At 64.7% G+C, this 14449-nt stretch carries 13 protein-coding genes and 2 pseudogenes; 9 read left to right on the forward strand and 6 right to left on the reverse strand.

The features are described 5' to 3' along the window. Positions 1 to 555: 555 nt before the first annotated feature. A pseudogene (locus ACUYM2_RS19175) lies at positions 556 to 915 on the reverse strand (DNA-processing protein DprA); the annotation flags it as partial. Positions 916 to 1048: 133 nt separating this feature from the next. Continuing rightward, complete coding sequence (locus ACUYM2_RS19180; protein ID WP_481601608.1) at positions 1049 to 1606, reverse strand: hypothetical protein; 558 nt, start codon at positions 1604 to 1606, stop codon at positions 1049 to 1051. A gap of 258 nt (positions 1607 to 1864) precedes the next feature. Between ACUYM2_RS19180 and ACUYM2_RS19185 the strand changes: the two genes are divergently transcribed. Then, positions 1865 to 2887 (forward strand): hypothetical protein, encoded by a 1023-nt coding sequence (locus tag ACUYM2_RS19185; RefSeq protein ID WP_481601609.1) that lies wholly within the window; start codon positions 1865 to 1867, stop codon positions 2885 to 2887. Positions 2888 to 3024: 137 nt separating this feature from the next. Here ACUYM2_RS19185 and ACUYM2_RS19190 read toward each other — a convergent pair. Beyond that, positions 3025 to 4068, reverse strand: a pseudogene (locus ACUYM2_RS19190) (IS110 family RNA-guided transposase); the annotation flags it as partial. A gap of 741 nt (positions 4069 to 4809) precedes the next feature. Here ACUYM2_RS19190 and ACUYM2_RS19195 point away from each other — a divergent pair. After that, positions 4810 to 6048 carry an IS110 family RNA-guided transposase gene (locus tag ACUYM2_RS19195; RefSeq protein ID WP_481601610.1) on the forward strand — a complete coding sequence of 413 codons (1239 nt, stop codon included), beginning with the start codon at positions 4810 to 4812 and terminating at the stop codon, positions 6046 to 6048. A gap of 134 nt (positions 6049 to 6182) precedes the next feature. Here ACUYM2_RS19195 and ACUYM2_RS19200 read toward each other — a convergent pair whose 3' ends face one another. After that, on the reverse strand, positions 6183 to 6608 hold the full coding sequence (locus tag ACUYM2_RS19200) for a hypothetical protein (RefSeq protein ID WP_481601611.1): 426 nt from the start codon (positions 6606 to 6608) through the stop codon (positions 6183 to 6185). A 490-nt stretch (positions 6609 to 7098) separates the two neighbouring features. Here ACUYM2_RS19200 and ACUYM2_RS19205 point away from each other — a divergent pair, with 490 nt between their 5' ends. The 3 genes from ACUYM2_RS19205 to ACUYM2_RS19215 all read left to right on the forward strand — a co-directional run bounded on the left by ACUYM2_RS19205 (position 7099) and on the right by ACUYM2_RS19215 (position 9670). Further along, on the forward strand, positions 7099 to 8241 hold the full coding sequence (locus tag ACUYM2_RS19205; protein ID WP_481601612.1) for an ABC transporter permease: 1143 nt from the start codon (positions 7099 to 7101) through the stop codon (positions 8239 to 8241). Continuing rightward, positions 8238 to 8969: an ABC transporter ATP-binding protein gene (locus tag ACUYM2_RS19210; protein ID WP_481601613.1), complete on the forward strand. Its 732-nt coding sequence runs from the start codon at positions 8238 to 8240 to the stop codon at positions 8967 to 8969. Before ACUYM2_RS19205 ends, ACUYM2_RS19210 begins: the two co-directional genes overlap by 4 nt. A 101-nt stretch (positions 8970 to 9070) precedes the next feature. After that, positions 9071 to 9670, forward strand: a complete 600-nt coding sequence (locus ACUYM2_RS19215; protein ID WP_481601614.1) for a TetR/AcrR family transcriptional regulator — start codon at positions 9071 to 9073, stop codon at positions 9668 to 9670. 17 nt (positions 9671 to 9687) lie between these two features. Here the strand turns inward: ACUYM2_RS19215 and ACUYM2_RS19220 are convergent, their stop codons facing one another. Next, the gene (locus ACUYM2_RS19220) at positions 9688 to 10893 is read right to left on the reverse strand and encodes an IS110 family RNA-guided transposase (protein WP_481601615.1); all 1206 of its coding nucleotides are present in this window, start codon (positions 10891 to 10893) and stop codon (positions 9688 to 9690) included. 451 nt (positions 10894 to 11344) lie between these two features. Here ACUYM2_RS19220 and ACUYM2_RS19225 point away from each other — a divergent pair, with 451 nt between their 5' ends. The 4 genes from ACUYM2_RS19225 to ACUYM2_RS19240 all read left to right on the forward strand — a co-directional run bounded on the left by ACUYM2_RS19225 (position 11345) and on the right by ACUYM2_RS19240 (position 13384). After that, positions 11345 to 11989, forward strand: a complete 645-nt coding sequence (locus ACUYM2_RS19225) for a helicase associated domain-containing protein (RefSeq protein WP_481601616.1) — start codon at positions 11345 to 11347, stop codon at positions 11987 to 11989. A 392-nt stretch (positions 11990 to 12381) separates the two neighbouring features. Next, entirely contained in the window at positions 12382 to 12714 is a 333-nt protein-coding gene (locus tag ACUYM2_RS19230; protein WP_400160553.1) for a hypothetical protein, read from the forward strand. Then, positions 12695 to 13003: a hypothetical protein gene (locus ACUYM2_RS19235; protein WP_481601617.1), complete on the forward strand. Its 309-nt coding sequence runs from the start codon at positions 12695 to 12697 to the stop codon at positions 13001 to 13003. Before ACUYM2_RS19230 ends, ACUYM2_RS19235 begins: the two co-directional genes overlap by 20 nt. A gap of 6 nt (positions 13004 to 13009) precedes the next feature. After that, positions 13010 to 13384: a hypothetical protein gene (locus tag ACUYM2_RS19240; RefSeq protein WP_481601618.1), complete on the forward strand. Its 375-nt coding sequence runs from the start codon at positions 13010 to 13012 to the stop codon at positions 13382 to 13384. 101 nt (positions 13385 to 13485) lie between these two features. Here ACUYM2_RS19240 and ACUYM2_RS19245 read toward each other — a convergent pair whose 3' ends face one another. Beyond that, on the reverse strand, positions 13486 to 13671 hold the full coding sequence (locus tag ACUYM2_RS19245; protein ID WP_175322578.1) for a YegP family protein: 186 nt from the start codon (positions 13669 to 13671) through the stop codon (positions 13486 to 13488). Positions 13672 to 14449: the final 778 nt, after the last annotated feature.

Raw genomic sequence — 14449 nt, forward strand, 5'->3', positions numbered from 1 at the left:
TCCTTTGCTGAGGATGATGGTGGGTGGGGCGGCTCGTGGTGACCGGCCAGCTTCCCCTCTCCCCCGTTGTTTTGGCTGCTGGCGAAGCTTGCGGAGCTGTGGCCGACGGAGGCCTGTCTACCCGCAGGGCAAGGGATGGGAAATTCCCGGAGGAAATCAGCGACGAAGGAGCGCCGCAGGGAAATTTCGTGTCCCGCAGGCCCCGACGAAGGAGGGGCTAGACGGGCCGGAGCGGACACGTACAATCCGACAGGACAGCAGCCAAAACGTCGTAGACAGACCAGGGCCGGGGGCGGCGGAGCCCTGCGGAGCCGGCACTGGACCCACTGCCGGCCGCGCCAGCGGACGCCCTTTCCTGGGTGAGCCCTGCGAACCCTTCCATCACCACCCCGGGTCTGCTCACGACGTCCATGGCACCGGCGGCCGCGCACCCCCGATCCCCGGCACTGCGTGTGCGATTGGCGGTCCGCCGCGGCCAACCCACCGCCCAAGCCGGCCAAGACGGCGGACCGCCAGCGGTGACCGCCCCGGCAACGGGACGGCCACCTGAAAGGACTAGCCGGCGAGCAGTTCGGCCAGTTCGGCCGCATCGGAGACCAGCACCGCCGCGCCTTCTTTCAGGAGCCGGTGGCATCCTGCGGAGTTGGCGCTGTGCACGCTGCCGGGGACGGCCGCGATGTGCCGGGCAATGGTTTCGGCGTGGTGGGCGGTGTTCAGCGCCCCTGACCGCCAGCGGGCTTCCACGACACAGGTCACGCCTGCGAGGGCGGCGATGATGCGGTTTCTCTGCAGGAACCTGTGCCGGGTCGGGGCGGAACCGGGCGGGAGCTCTGAGAGGCTCAGGCCGTTGCCACGGATCGCGGCCGCGAGATAAGTATTACCGGCAGGAGGGGGTCGGCGTGGCCCACATCCCATGCCGCCGGGGCCGCCTGGCCAGGAACCAACAAGGGAACTCCCTCACAATGAAAAAGCCGCCCTGCCTGGACCGCGGGGCGGCTGTTTCGTGCGAGTGCCGCCTAAGACCCGGGTTCTCGAGGCAGCCGGCCCTTCACCCGGACCTCATATTCCGCCGCTCGCGTGCCCGCTGGAGCCGGATCTCGGTCTTCTCCAAGAGCCACTGGTCGGCATTGTAATAGGACTCACCGTCGTACTCTTCGACGACACAGAGATCCCCCGGAGACAAACCTGGGCGGGAGTATCCGTTATCGGGAGCCAGCTTCAGCCGCTGGGAGACGGACAATTCCTTTGCATTGATGATCCAATCGTGCTTTCGCACGCGACGTAGCAGCGAAGACACGCCGGCAGTCTCTTCATACCCGCGGTGCAACTCCCCTTCGTGCAGGAACCAGGTTCCGATGTCGATAGCCGAATATGAATACACGCGCTCGAGGTTCACGAATCCGAGAGAACCACGCTGGATCGCCACCACCCGTCGCTCCAGCACACCCTCGCTGCGCAGATAGTCAGTCGCCTCTTGGAAACGCCCAATAAATTGTCGCTTCAACCGCGAGAAATGGTCATCGGCCCGGCGCATCGCTGCCGCGGAATCGGCCTCGCTGCGCTGCCTCGCAGCCATGTGCTGCTCAATGTCATCTGCGAACCCCATGTGCAAAAAAATAGCAGCGCCACCGCGAAATGGAACATACTCGGCGTTTGAACGGCCCCTGTATCCCCGGCTCGGTTTGCCGGGGGCCCGGACGGGCGTTCCACGATCTCGGTCACCCTCGCTCCTTAATCGTCGGGCGCACGCCGTCCTCGACGGCCTTGACCCGGCCATGCGGGGCCATACCCCGCCCACGACGCTCCTGCTAAGGTCTTCAAAACCAGCTCGTTTGGGGCCGGCGCCAATACCTTGGGGGAAAAGATGAAGCGCGCAGTCCACGTCGCCCTGTCGACAGCAATCGTAATCATTCTGGCGGGATGTGCCTCCGTTGCCCAACCGCTCACCGGCGAAGCTACGAGCCCGCAGAAAACGGATGTGACGCTCGCGCAAAACGTTACCGGCGAAAGCCTGTGCCACATCACGCGGAACGTGCTGGCGCCGGTCGCCCTCCCTGGCGTCGCTGTTGACGATCAGATGGAACAACACGGTCGGGCTCTGTGGTGCGTCTCCTCGGGCGACGCACAACTCGCGAAAGTCACCGTCAACTACGACCTGTTCAACGTCACCGACAGGGCGTCGACCTTCGCCCTGTTCGTCGACGGCTCCGCGAACGCGAAGGAGCAGTGCCCAAAGGGCGCCTCCCTTCCCGAGGTATCGATCGGAATGCCCGATGAAACAGCAATGATATGCGACCGCAATGACCGCAGTGTGTTCGAGTACGCTGCAGCGTCGCCAAACGGCGGGTTGAGCATCCGCGTCGAGCGAGCAGCGAAATCCGGACCCATCACCAGTGGCGAAGCACAGTCGTGGCTAACCGCGGCAACAAAAGGTCTGGTAACCGCGTGCACCTCGTGCGGTGGAGCATCAGAGAACAGCACCGGGAAGAGCGTCTCCGACAACTCGGCTGCAGGTGTCTGCGAGGGCTACCTGACAGCGATCAAGAACGGTTCCGATCCCACTGTCGCGCATGCGGAGTGGCTGAGTCCCCAGGAGTATTCCAAACCTCTTGGTATCGACCTCCCGAAGCCTGACTGCGCACTGCGGATCGAGACGGTTGGTGGCACAGTGACGCACAACCTTGGCTGGACTGATACCGATTTCTTCGAGGTCCATGCCGCGCTGACTAAGCACGGACTGAAATCCACGCCTTGGGACGGCGAGAACGGCCAGCGGAAATACATGCTTACGGGACAAGATGGAGCCGGCCTATTTTGGCTCGACAGCGGCGATGGCATAACCCGAGGTACGCCGGTGGATGATGTGCTTTTCGTCTACGCCGAGTAGAACGCAGCACGAGCAATCCGAGCGGGCAGACGCTAGGTGCAGCTATCGGTTGCACCATTACTGGCACAGAAGCGCCTATTCCGGGTAGGGGTCTGCCCGGCAGCATGGGACCAGGTTGGTTCCGCGGTGGCGTAAAGGGCGTTGAGCTGGCGGTAGAGCGTTCGGGCGATGTAGCGCTTGAGGGATCTGCGGATTTCGCGGTAGCTGCGGCCTTCTTGGGTGCGTTTGGTGACGTAGTCCCGGGTACCGGGGTCGTGGACCATCCGGGTCATGGCGATGGTGTGCAAGGCTCGGTTGAGGCGCCTATCACCGCCCCTGTTGAGCCTGTGGCGGACAGTGTTACCGCTTGAGGCTGGCAAGGGGTTCACCCCTGCCAGTGAGGCGAAGGCAGCTTCGCTGCGGACCCTTCCTGGATGCGACCAAGCTGTCAGGACGGTGGCGACTGTGACAGCCCCGGTGCCCACCATCTCCAACAGCGGCGCAGCGGGGCTTTCCCGGATCAGCTCTGTCATGCGCTTCTGGTTCGCGGCCAGCTGGGTGGTCACTTCGAGAACGCGGCGCGCCAACCGAACTGCTTCCTCGCGCGCGATCGACAGTTCGATCTGCTCGTGTCGTTCCCGCCATCTGGTGATTGTGGCGATCTGGGCGGGTACAAGCGGTTTACGAGCGTCGATTCCCAGATCGTGTGCCCGGAGTAGGGCGATGAGTGCATTGACGTTCATTGTTCGTTCCCGGGTCAGCTGGTCCCGTGCTGCGCTCAGGATCCTTAGTCCGGCGCGGGTTCCTTCATCCTTGCGCGGGGCGCGGAGCTGGGACTCCTCTATGGCCAGGACTGCGGTTCCGATGGCGGCGGCGTCCAGCGGGTCGGATTTGCCGATTCCCCGGCGCCCGCGGGCGTTCATCCGCGGAGCTTCAGCGACGTCGTACCCGGCGTCGGTTACTGCCCGGGCCAGGCGCGCCCCGTAAGAGCCGATACCCTCAACGGCCCATAGACAGGCCATGTCGCCGTCTGTCCGTCGGCCGACCCAGGCAAGAGCGCGGGAAATCCCTGCCGGGGTGGTCGGGAACTGCTCGCACGCGACCTGTCGCTTGGTGCTGGCCTCGATGATGGCGTACGTGTGGGTGCGGGCGTGGCAGTCCACACCGATGACGAACGGGCGGGTCTGCGCAACGATAGTCAACGCGGCCCTCCTTCCTTTCGAACGGGCAAGACGGATCGCATCACGACCGGCACTGGACCTGGGAAGAGTCACTTCGAGGCAATACTGTGATGAGCCACAACCCCAAAGGGGCCGGGCAAGCTTCTAATCAAGCCACCGACGTGGGACAGGTCAACGCCGGCCGCTCCACCCAGCGCGGACAAGTCGGGGGAAACGCACCCTCAAGGGGCAATTGTTTTTTCGAGTCACGCGCCAGGCAGAACGACCGGCATCAACACTGCCAGCTAGTCCCAGACCAACCACGTCAAGACTCACAGTTGTTTTTTGGCTGCTGGCGGAGCTTGCGGAGCTGTGCCCGACGGAGGCCTGTCTACCCGCGAGGGCAAGGGGCGGGAAATTCCCGGAGGAAATAAGCGACGAAGGAGCGCCGGAGGGAAATTCCTGCACCGCAGGCCCCGGAGGAACGGAGGGGCTAGCGGTCCAGCGTCGCTGTCGCGCCGTGGCGGGAGAAAGTATGCGGTTACCTCGCCCCGGGCTCTGGTCTGGGATGAGGTTTCCGGCGGATCATGGTGGTGTCTGCCGTGGTGGACGCCGGTTCGTCTATGGTGCTGTGGGTGAGCCTGTGGGCTAGCGTGGCGCGGAGGGCTTCCACGGGAACCGTGGATTGTTGCCTTGGAGCACGAGTGTTAGATTCCTGAATTTTCCCTGTCCTCCCCATGGCAGACGCCAGATGGCCAGGTCAAGGTGTCAGGAGGAACTGTCATGGATATCGTGCATGAACGGGCAGCCGGTTTGGATATTTCCAAACGCGACGCGAAGGTCTGTCTCCGGGTCCCCGGGCAACGGGCCGGAACTTACACCTCAACGGTCACCACCTGGGGTGCGACCACCGGGCAGATTCTTCAGCTGCGGGATGTCCTGGAACGCGAGCACGTCACCATGGTCGTCATGGAAGCGACCAGTGATTACTGGAAGCCTTTCTACTATCTCCTCGAAGAGACGCTGCCGGTGATGCTGGTCAATGCCAAGGCCGCACGGAACATCCCCGGCCGCAAAACCGACGTCTCGGACGCGGCCTGGCTGGCCCAGCTCGGCGCGCACGGACTGCTACGGGCCTCGTTCGTCCCGCCGGAGCCGATCCGTGAACTGCGGGACCTGACCCGGGCCCGGTCTATTGCCATCCGTGACCGGACCCGGGAGATCCAGCGTCTGGAGAAGTTCCTGGAAGGCTCCGGGATCAAGCTCTCCTCCGTAGTCGCGGACCTCACCGGAGTGTCCTCCCGGGCCATGCTCGAAGCCCTCATCAGCGGTGAACGGGACCCGGAAGTCCTGGCCGGTCTCGCCAAAGGCACCCTGCGCTCCAGAATCCCCGAGCTCGTCGACGCCCTGACCGGCCGGTTCAAGTCCCATCACGCGTTCATGGCCCGGTTGCACCTGGACCAGATCGACGCCCAGTCCCGTATCATCGACGCACTCACCGAGCGGATCGAGGAGGCGATGGAACCCTTTCGTGCCGCCAGGGAATTCCTGGCCACCATCCCCGGAATCTCACTCAAAGTCGCCGAGGTGATCATCGCCGAAACCGGGGCGGACATGACCGTCTTCGAGACCCCCGGCCGGCTCGCGTCCTGGGCCGGTGTCTGCCCCGGATCCAACGAATCCGCCGGCCGGATTAAATCCGCGCACATCCTGCCCGGCAACAAATACCTCAAAGCAGCCCTGGGCATCGCGGCCCTCTCCGCGTCCCGAAGCAAGGACACCTACCTCGCCGCCAAATACCGGCGCATTGCTGCCCGCCGCGGACCGATGAAAGCCCTCGTCGCCGTAGAACACTCCATCCTCAGCGCGGCCTGGCATATGCTCGCCGACGGCGAATGCTATGCCGACCCCGGCGCCGACCGATATACCCGTCTTGACCCGATCAAAGCCAAAACCAACGCCATCAAAAAGCTCAACAGCCTCGGCTTTGACGTGACCATCACCCCGGCCACCGCAGCCTGACAACCCTTACTTTCGTATTAGACGGGCTGGAGCGGGCACGTACGATCCGAAGGAATCTCAATGATGTTGTCAACGGGTATCTGTGTGCCGCTCCTGTGTCCCGGCCGGTGGCGGCCGGGACACCTCAGGAGCTTCTAGCTCGTCCAGCCGGGGTAGGGCCCGCGGTCCTGGTCGGGCAGTCCGGCGGCCGTGGCGGGGAGGTTCTCCGGGCCGTCGGACTGCCCGGAGGCCCAGTGGAAGAAGACCTCGGCGGTGATCGCTTGGAAGCAGGCGTCTTGGGACCGGAACCAGTGCGTGGCGGTGTCGCCCTCGACGTAGGTGCCGTAGCCGAACAGTTCCCCGTTCCCGTCGCGGGTACGGGCGACGGCGAAGATGATGTAGGGCCAGGAACCGGCGTCCCAGCCCTCACTGCCCCAGTTCGGCAGGGCCGACCAGGCGGTGCCATCGAGGGTGTCCATCCAGTCGTACCCGTCCCCTGACCGGTCATCGGCGGGAAGGACCGGGGCGGAAACCGCTTCCGCGGTGTCGGTCGTGACCGCGCGGGTCATGGTTTTGCTCATGAGGTGATGCTCCGTTTCGCTCGGGCGGGGCGGGCGCCGAAAGTACCGGCTTCCATCTCCCCCACCATGTTTTTTGCCTGCTGGCGAAGCTTCGCGTAGCTGTGCCCGACGGAGCCGGGACAACCCGAAGGGCAAGCAGCGGATGGGTTGTGGGAGGAAATAAGCGAAGCGCCGACACAAGGCATCCGGTGCGCTGCCGTCCGCAGGACGGTTGCGCCGGTGGAGCGGGCACGTACGATCCGCAGGACAGCAGGCAAAAATGAGGAAAATGCTCCTGCAGCCCGAGCGCAGCGAGGACCTTTTCCTCCCGGCTCGGTCGCCGAGTGTTGGCCGGAAGTACCCGGGCAGGTCAGGCAGCGTGTAACGGGTGAGGCCGCCACGCGACCGGGTCCTAGATTTGAAAGAATCACTTTTTCCTGACAAGCTGTCGGAAAGATGCCGACAGCTTGTCAGCAACTTAATTCATCCTCCTCCGAACCTAGGACTGCCAATGTTCCTTGCACTCCGCGAACTGATGTTCGCGCGTGGCCGCTTCAGCCTGATGGGCGGTGTGATTGCGCTCATCGCCGTGCTGATGGTGATGCTCTCCGGCCTTTCCTCCGGCCTCGTCAACGACGGCGTGTCAGGCCTCAAATCGATGCCCGTGACCGCGTTTGCCTTTGATCAGGGCACCAAGACCGACAACGCCTTCTCCCGCTCCGCGATCGATGACCAGCAGCTCGATGCCTGGCGCGGCGTCGAGGGCGTGGCCGCCGCCGAAAAGATGGGCGTCGGCATGGCCAATGCCACCACCGATTCCGGCAAGCAGATTGACCTGACGCTTTTCGGCGTCGAGCCCGGGTCCTTCCTTGAACCGTCCCGCTCGGCAGGTACCGGCCTCGGCGGGACTGACGGCATCGTCCTGTCCTCGACCGCAAAGGCTGAGGGCATTAATCTCGGCACGGTCGTGACGCTGGACAGGATCGGCACGAAGCTCAAAGTTGTTGGCTTCACCGATGGGCAGGCGACGTTCGGCCACGTCGACGTGGCCTACCTGCCGCTGAAAACCTGGCAGCTGATCGCCTCCGGCCAGGCCGCCGCCGGAGCCCCGACCGCCGGGCAACTGTCCGCACTCCATTTCGACACCGCCAGCGTGGTGGCCGTCCAGGCCAAGCCCGGAGCCAAGGTGGACCTTGCCGCCGGCGACGCTGCCGCCGGAACGTCCAGCAAGTCCCTGTCCGCTGCTTTCAATGCATCTCCTGGCTATGAGGCCGAGACCATGACCCTGTCCATGATCCAGGTCTTCCTCTACGCGATCTGCGCCCTGGTGGTCGGCGCGTTCTTTACCGTCTGGACGATTCAGCGGAAGCACGAAATCTCGGTCCTGCGGGCCATCGGCGCCTCGACCGGCTACCTGCTGCGCGACGGGCTGGCCCAGGCCGCCATCCTGTTGGTGGGATTCACCGCGCTGGGCGTGGCCGCCGGTCTGGGACTCGGCGCCGCCATGCCGGACGCCATGCCGTTCGCGCTGGAGGCGGCCCCGATCGCTACCGCCACGGCTCTGACCATTGGGCTTGGCCTGATTGGTGCCGCCGTGGCCGTGGTGCGCATTTCCCGGATCGACCCGCTCAACGCCCTCGGAGGACAGCGATGACCAGCTCCACCTTTCCCGCCGCCGGCGCAAGCCGTGCCGACACACCCCAACCCACCGGCCTGTCCATCCGCCACGCGGTGATGGAACTCGGCGACGGCGACACCCGGGTGACAGCCCTTGATGACGTCAGCCTCGACGTTGCCCCGGGCGAGTTCCTTGCCATTGTCGGGCCGTCCGGTTCCGGCAAATCCTCCCTGCTCGCCGTCGCCGGCGCCCTCGCCAGCCCGGATTCCGGCACGGTCGCGGTCAACGGCCAGGACCTTTCCCAGCTGAGCCAGGGCAAACGGGCTGCGTTCCGGCTGTCCAACATCGGCTTCGTCTTCCAGTCCGGCAACCTCATCCCGGCCCTGACCGCGGCGGACCAGCTCCGGCTGGTGAACCGGCTCGCGGGCGGTCCGAAGACCTTCGACCCGGTTGCGCTGCTGGCATCCGTCGGCATGGCCCACCGTGCCGCCAACCGTCCCGGCCAGCTCTCCGGCGGCGAACGCCAGCGCGTCGGCATCGCGCGGGCACTCGTCTCCGGGGCGAAACTCCTTCTCGTGGACGAACCGACCGCGTCCCTTGACCGGGCCCGCAGCCGCGAAGTCGTAGAACTCCTCGCACGGCAAAGCCACGAGCACGGCGTAGCAACCGTCATGGTCACCCACGACCACGACGTCCTCGGCTACTGCGACCGCGTCGTTGAAATGGTGGACGGCCGCTTGGGTGCACCTGCCCCGGTCCGCTAAGACGCTTCGCCTGCGGCACGACGACGGCGGCCTGCTCAGCAGGCCGCCGTCCCGCCCCGTACTCTTAATGCGTAAGTCTGTCAGTGTCAGAGGATCCCGCAATGCCCAGAATCAGTGCCGCCACCGTCGTGGAGCACCGCGCCGCACAGGAGCGCGCACTGCTGGACGCTGCCCACGAACTGCTGCAGGAAACCTCGGAATCGCCGACCATGGCCGACGTGGCCTTGCGGGCCGGACTCTCGAGGCCCAGCGTCTACCAGTACTTCGACTCCCGACAGGACCTCCTTCAGGCTCTGGTCCGCGACATTTTCCCACGCTGGACCGAGCGCGTCACCGACGCCATGGCCGATGCCCCCACCAAAGCGGACCGCATCCTGGCCTACGCCACAGCCAACGTGGATCTTGTAGCCGAAGGAGCTCACGCCGTCGGGGCAGCGTTGGCCGCGCTGGCCCCGGGCGCCGAACTCGACGAACAAGCGACCCGGATGCACCGCCAGCTTCAGGAACCGCTTATAGAGACCCTCACAGAGCTTGGGGTTGCGGACCCCGAGTCGCTGGCAGAGATGATCAACTCCGTCGTCCACGCCGGCACCCGCATGCTCGAATCCGGGCAAACGTTGGAACAGGTCCACTCCCACCTCAGCACGCTGCTCGGTCCCTTCGTGACCGAACACCAAAACGCCGAAGACACCCGGATTTAAGTCTCGGGAGCCGAGAGTCAGGCTGCCATCGGATCCATCCGAGCCGTTGCAGGAGCATAGATTGTGCCGTCGCGGAGCATGGCCCAGAGGACGTTGAGTCGGCGTCTGGCGAGGGAGAGCATGGCTTGGATGTGGGTTTTGCCTTCACCGCGTTTTCGGTCGTAATAGCCGCGCGAGGCGGTACAGCTTTTCAAGGCTGAGAGCCCGGAAAGGTAGAAGACCCGCAGGAGCCGGCGGTCGTAGCGGCGGGGGCGGTGGTGGTTGCCGCTGATTCTGCCGGAGTCACGGGGTGCCGGGGCGAGCCCGGCGACGCCTGCGAACCGGTCCGCGGTTTCAAAGACGGTGAGGTCCCCGCCGGTGGCGCCGAGGAACTCCGCGGCGAGAACGGGCCCGAATCCGGGCATGCTGAGCAGGGTCTGCGTGTGCCGGTGTTCCGTGACTGTCGCGCTGATCAGCGCGTCGAGTTCGGTCAGCTCTTCGTTCAGGGTCAGGATTTCCCGGGCGAGTGCGGCGACGATCCCCTCCCCCATCTGCTGGGCCGGAACGATCGTGTGCTGAGATTTGGCGGCCTCGACCGCGGTTGCGGCAACGGCGGCCGAGGACCGGGTCCCTTGCTTCTTCAGCCAGGCGTGGATCCTCGCCTGCCCTGCGCGGCGGATCCCGTCCGGCGTCCGGTGTTTGGTTAGCAGTGTCAAGACTGCCTTGGAGCGGCTGTAGTCGAAGGCCCTTTCCAGTGCGGGGAAGTATTCCAGCAGTTGGGCCTGCAGGCGGTTGATTGCCCGGGTACGGTCCGCGGATTTGTCGGCACGCCTGGCGGTTAGGAGCCGCAGCCCTGTGCTGATCTCATCCCCTGCACGCAGCGGTTGCAGGTCTGTTCGCATCCGGGCCTGATCGGCGATGACTGCGGCGTCTTTGGCATCTGTCTTGCCTTCGCCGCGGTAGATCTTGGAGGCGTGGTGCACTGTCCGGCCGGGGATGTAGAGGATGTTCTGGCCGTGGCCGATGAGCAGGGCGATCAGCAGCGCCGGTCCGCCATGGTTCAGGTCGGTCGCCCACACCACCTCGTCACTGTCCGCGATCTCGAGCACGCTGGCGAGGAGTTGGAGCAGGGCTGGTTCGTCGTTGGGGACTCGTTGGGAGAGCAGCCGGTTTCCGTCGGCGTCGATCACAACGCAGTGATGATGGGCTTTGCCGGCGTCAATACCGGCCCATAGGTTCACCAAGAACAGCCTCCAGTCTGTCGGTTTGGGTGGGGCCCAGCAGATAACCGCGCCGTCGTGTCCTTATCCGGCGATCATGTCGCGTCTCTCAATCAGCGGTCGGGTCATCGCGGGGTGGCGGGCGGCCAATCCTTCGAAGCCGTCACACAACATGTCCGGCACAGCAACCAAAGCCATACCCTCCTCCCCTGGGTAGCCACGACCCTACAACGGCCGAGGAACTGATCCCGGTAACAACATAAGGACAGCAGCCAAAAAACGTCGAAGACGTCAACAACAGGGACAGGGCAGCCGGAGCTCTGCGACGGAGGCACTGGACCCAACAGCCGGCCGCGCCAGCGGACGCCCGCCAACTGGTTGGAGCGCAGCGGAAACCAGTCACTTCGCCCGGGCACCGCGGCACGCCCCCGCTGCCCGGCTCAGGGCCGGTCACCGTGGCAGGATGGGCCCCATTATGGACAGACGGTTACGCCACGCCCCGGACCCGGAATGGGTGTTGATGTACCGGCACGGACTGAGCCGGAAACGCATCGCGGCGCTCGTGCGCGCTGCACCGGCCACCGTCGGCTACCACTTGGCCGTCGGCCGCCGCCAAGACCCCGGCCTCGAAGCCGCCCACCAGGCCGCTGCAGGCACGGCCCTCTCCCCCGCCGCCACGGCCCGGATGGAAGAGATCATCGCCTGGACAAGCGCCCAGGGGCGGTTCCCCCGCAGCAACTCGCAGGACCTGAGCGAACGATCGATGGGCGCCTGGCTCGGACAGCGCCGGCACGAAGCAGCCGACGGCACACCTCACCCGGTCTACCGGAAAGGCCTCGCCCGGGTCCCCGGCTGGGATACCAACGCCAGGGCAGCCGCCGACGAGGCCCGGTGGCATGATCGGCTCGCCGAGCTCGTGCGCTTCCGCGCCGAAGGCAACGACTGGCCCCGCCATCGCGGCTACGCCTCGGAACAGGAACACACCCTCGGGGTGTGGATCCACTCCCAGCGGCAAAGTCACCGCAACGACAATCTGGATCCGTACAGGGTCCGGCTCCTCGATGACGCCGCACCCGGCTGGCGGGCCGGTCGGGGCCGCGGCCGCCGGGCCCGCCGGTGAACACGCCACCGTCCCGGAAACTCCCCCGTCCCGTCGTTCCCTGCCAGTAAACTCGTGAAGGCTCTCCAGTCCCCCCAGCGTGGAGAGCCGGGAGCCCCCACGCTTGAGTCCTTGGATTCGCGCGGGGGCTTCCTCATGCCCTGTCCCCCACCGCGGCCAGGCCATCCTGAACACAGTCCCCCCACTGTCCTTGCGGGTTGTGCCCATTGGGGTCAGGTGGAGCCCTCCGCACAGCTCAAAGCTGTCCCCGCTGGCGTGCAACCCGAGAGCCGTGCCGGCCTGCCGGGGGCGGTGGCAGAAATGTCACAGGGGTAGCCCATACTTAGTTCAGCGGCCGGAGAGGCCGCTTTTCTTTGGCGTGTCTATTCGAACATATGTTCTAAAGTGGTGGTATGGGACCGGAGCAGGCGAGCAGGCTGCAGGCGCAGTACGCGCGGCGGGCCGGCCCGATTGGGCTGACGGTGGAAGAGCTCGATTTTGAGCACTTTCCCGTCAAGAACGGCTTCCCCGGGATCCCGGTGAAGGCGTGGATCCGGTTCCCGAACTGTGCGGAGCTGGTGGACGGCGAGGTGTACGCCTGGACGGCCAAAGCCGCTGAAGTGACGTGGAAGGACGGCCCGGTGACGTACCGGACCTGGGTGTGGAGTTCGGCAGTGACCCGCCGGCAAGACATGATGACCAGAAATTTGGGAGAGCGCGTAGACCGTGACAGCAGTAGCGAATGAAACAACCCTGGACGTCGAGGTCGACGTCCGCTTTACCGCCGCCGGCGCTCCCCTCGCAGTCCGGTTCGACGGACGGATCTGGGCAGTGGCTGCGGACCCGGTGCACTGGTTCGCCCGGGACGCCTGGTGGGACACCCGCCGGAACGCGGCCGTCGGCGCCGGTGACGTCGTCAGCGTCGAATACTGGCAGGTCCAGGTCCGCCTCGGATCCAACTCCGCATTGCGGACCTTCACCCTTCGCCGAAACCCCCTTTCGACCCAGTGGCTGCTGGAAAGCATCAGCGACTAGGCCACAGTGATCCATCTAACGATCAGCGATCAGACCTGGGCGGGAATCCGCGCCGAGTTCGCCTTGCCGCCCCTCGCGCAGGTGCACCGCCGGCTCTCTGAACTCGTGGAAGACCCGGAGCCGATCATGCGCCAGCTCGTTCGCGTCTTCATTGATGACGGGACCTTCTGCCCGGGATTTCAGTTCCTCCCCGGTGGCCATCTCCACCCAACGGTCACGCTGCTGTTCCGGCGGGCGATGGAGCTGAAGCTCCCGCACAACTACTTCACGGTATGGATGGTCACCAAGTCCCGCGACCTGGCCGGAGCCAGGCCCGTGGACCGCTTGAACGCCGCCTCCACTCCCCTGGTGAACGCCCTTGAGTCGTTTCACTGGCAGTAGACCCCTTTGAAAGCACATGTGGAGTGCCCAGCTGGACTTGGACGAGGAAGAACCCGGCCGCCTTTTTGGGCGGCCGGGTTCTTTAGGGATCTGAACTACGGTCAGGACTCTTCGGTCACGTCCACGACCGCGGCGTCTGCGTTCTTCTTCACGGACTCGACGCCGTTCAGAGCGCTGGCCTTGGACTTGTAGCTCTCCGATGAGGCGATCACTTCGCCGTTGCCAGCCTTGAGACGGAAACGGTATCCGCCGGATTTGTCTTTGTAGACCTCGAACTTGCCTGCCACAGGTGCTCCTTCGGTTGATCTGCCGGCCGCCGAATGCCGCTGGGCCAAAGACTACCGCCCGGGGACCGGCAAGTCCGGAAGTTCGCGCGGCACGCCCTTCCAACCCAGGCATATGGTGACTAGGTGGAAATTATTGGCACAATCCAAGCACCCGACGGCAGCCAGGAGCGCGTGAGCGCCCAAGGGGCAACATATGGAGATGCCCGCGAAGCTCTCAATGGCAGCATTCCAGAGGGCCATAAGCTTCTCGTGATCCGAACCGGCGACTAGTCCACTCCGGATAGCCAGTTCTAGAGACGGGCACCCTCCGCCATTGCTTTGACTCCAATGCCGTTATTGACGTCTTTACCGTCAAAGGAGCATTGGCTGCGTCAGGACTGGATTTTCCGTCCATAGGAAGCCGCCAGACTTTCACGCCGACTTTTCCACTCATACGCCATATGCCATGCCATAAGGCGCGCCATAAGTGATGCACAAACAAAAGCACTAGATGCGACGTAGCGCCATACCGAACGCACCGCTAGCTTCCGCACTTGTGTCAATGCATGTATTCACGCTTGTTCTTCTGCCTTATAACCAACGTGCATACGTGCCAGTTACCCGACGCGCGTTCAGGCATGCCACCGCACGAGTGAACCCATAGATAGCAGGGTTAGACGACCGACAACACGCTCCGCCTCGCTTCAAACGCGTGTCACTACCAAAGACCACGCATCAGCGCACGTAGCCTTGGAGACAGGAAAGTCCGCCTTCCAGTACGTAGGAGAATGACCGGCCG

The sequence above is a fragment of the Arthrobacter sp. SD1074B genome, assembly GCF_056780195.1.

Coding starts and splice junctions, on each gene's coding strand:
- ACUYM2_RS19200 (WP_481601611.1), bottom strand. CDS start 6,608: ATGAGCAAAACCATGACCCGCGCGGTCACGACCGACACCGCGGAAGCG.
- ACUYM2_RS19210 (WP_481601613.1), top strand. CDS start 8,238: ATGACCAGCTCCACCTTTCCCGCCGCCGGCGCAAGCCGTGCCGACACA.
- ACUYM2_RS19180 (WP_481601608.1), bottom strand. CDS start 1,606: ATGGGGTTCGCAGATGACATTGAGCAGCACATGGCTGCGAGGCAGCGC.
- ACUYM2_RS19230 (WP_400160553.1), top strand. CDS start 12,382: ATGGGACCGGAGCAGGCGAGCAGGCTGCAGGCGCAGTACGCGCGGCGG.
- ACUYM2_RS19225 (WP_481601616.1), top strand. CDS start 11,345: ATGGACAGACGGTTACGCCACGCCCCGGACCCGGAATGGGTGTTGATG.
- ACUYM2_RS19185 (WP_481601609.1), top strand. CDS start 1,865: ATGAAGCGCGCAGTCCACGTCGCCCTGTCGACAGCAATCGTAATCATT.
- ACUYM2_RS19205 (WP_481601612.1), top strand. CDS start 7,099: ATGTTCCTTGCACTCCGCGAACTGATGTTCGCGCGTGGCCGCTTCAGC.
- ACUYM2_RS19195 (WP_481601610.1), top strand. CDS start 4,810: ATGGATATCGTGCATGAACGGGCAGCCGGTTTGGATATTTCCAAACGC.
- ACUYM2_RS19215 (WP_481601614.1), top strand. CDS start 9,071: ATGCCCAGAATCAGTGCCGCCACCGTCGTGGAGCACCGCGCCGCACAG.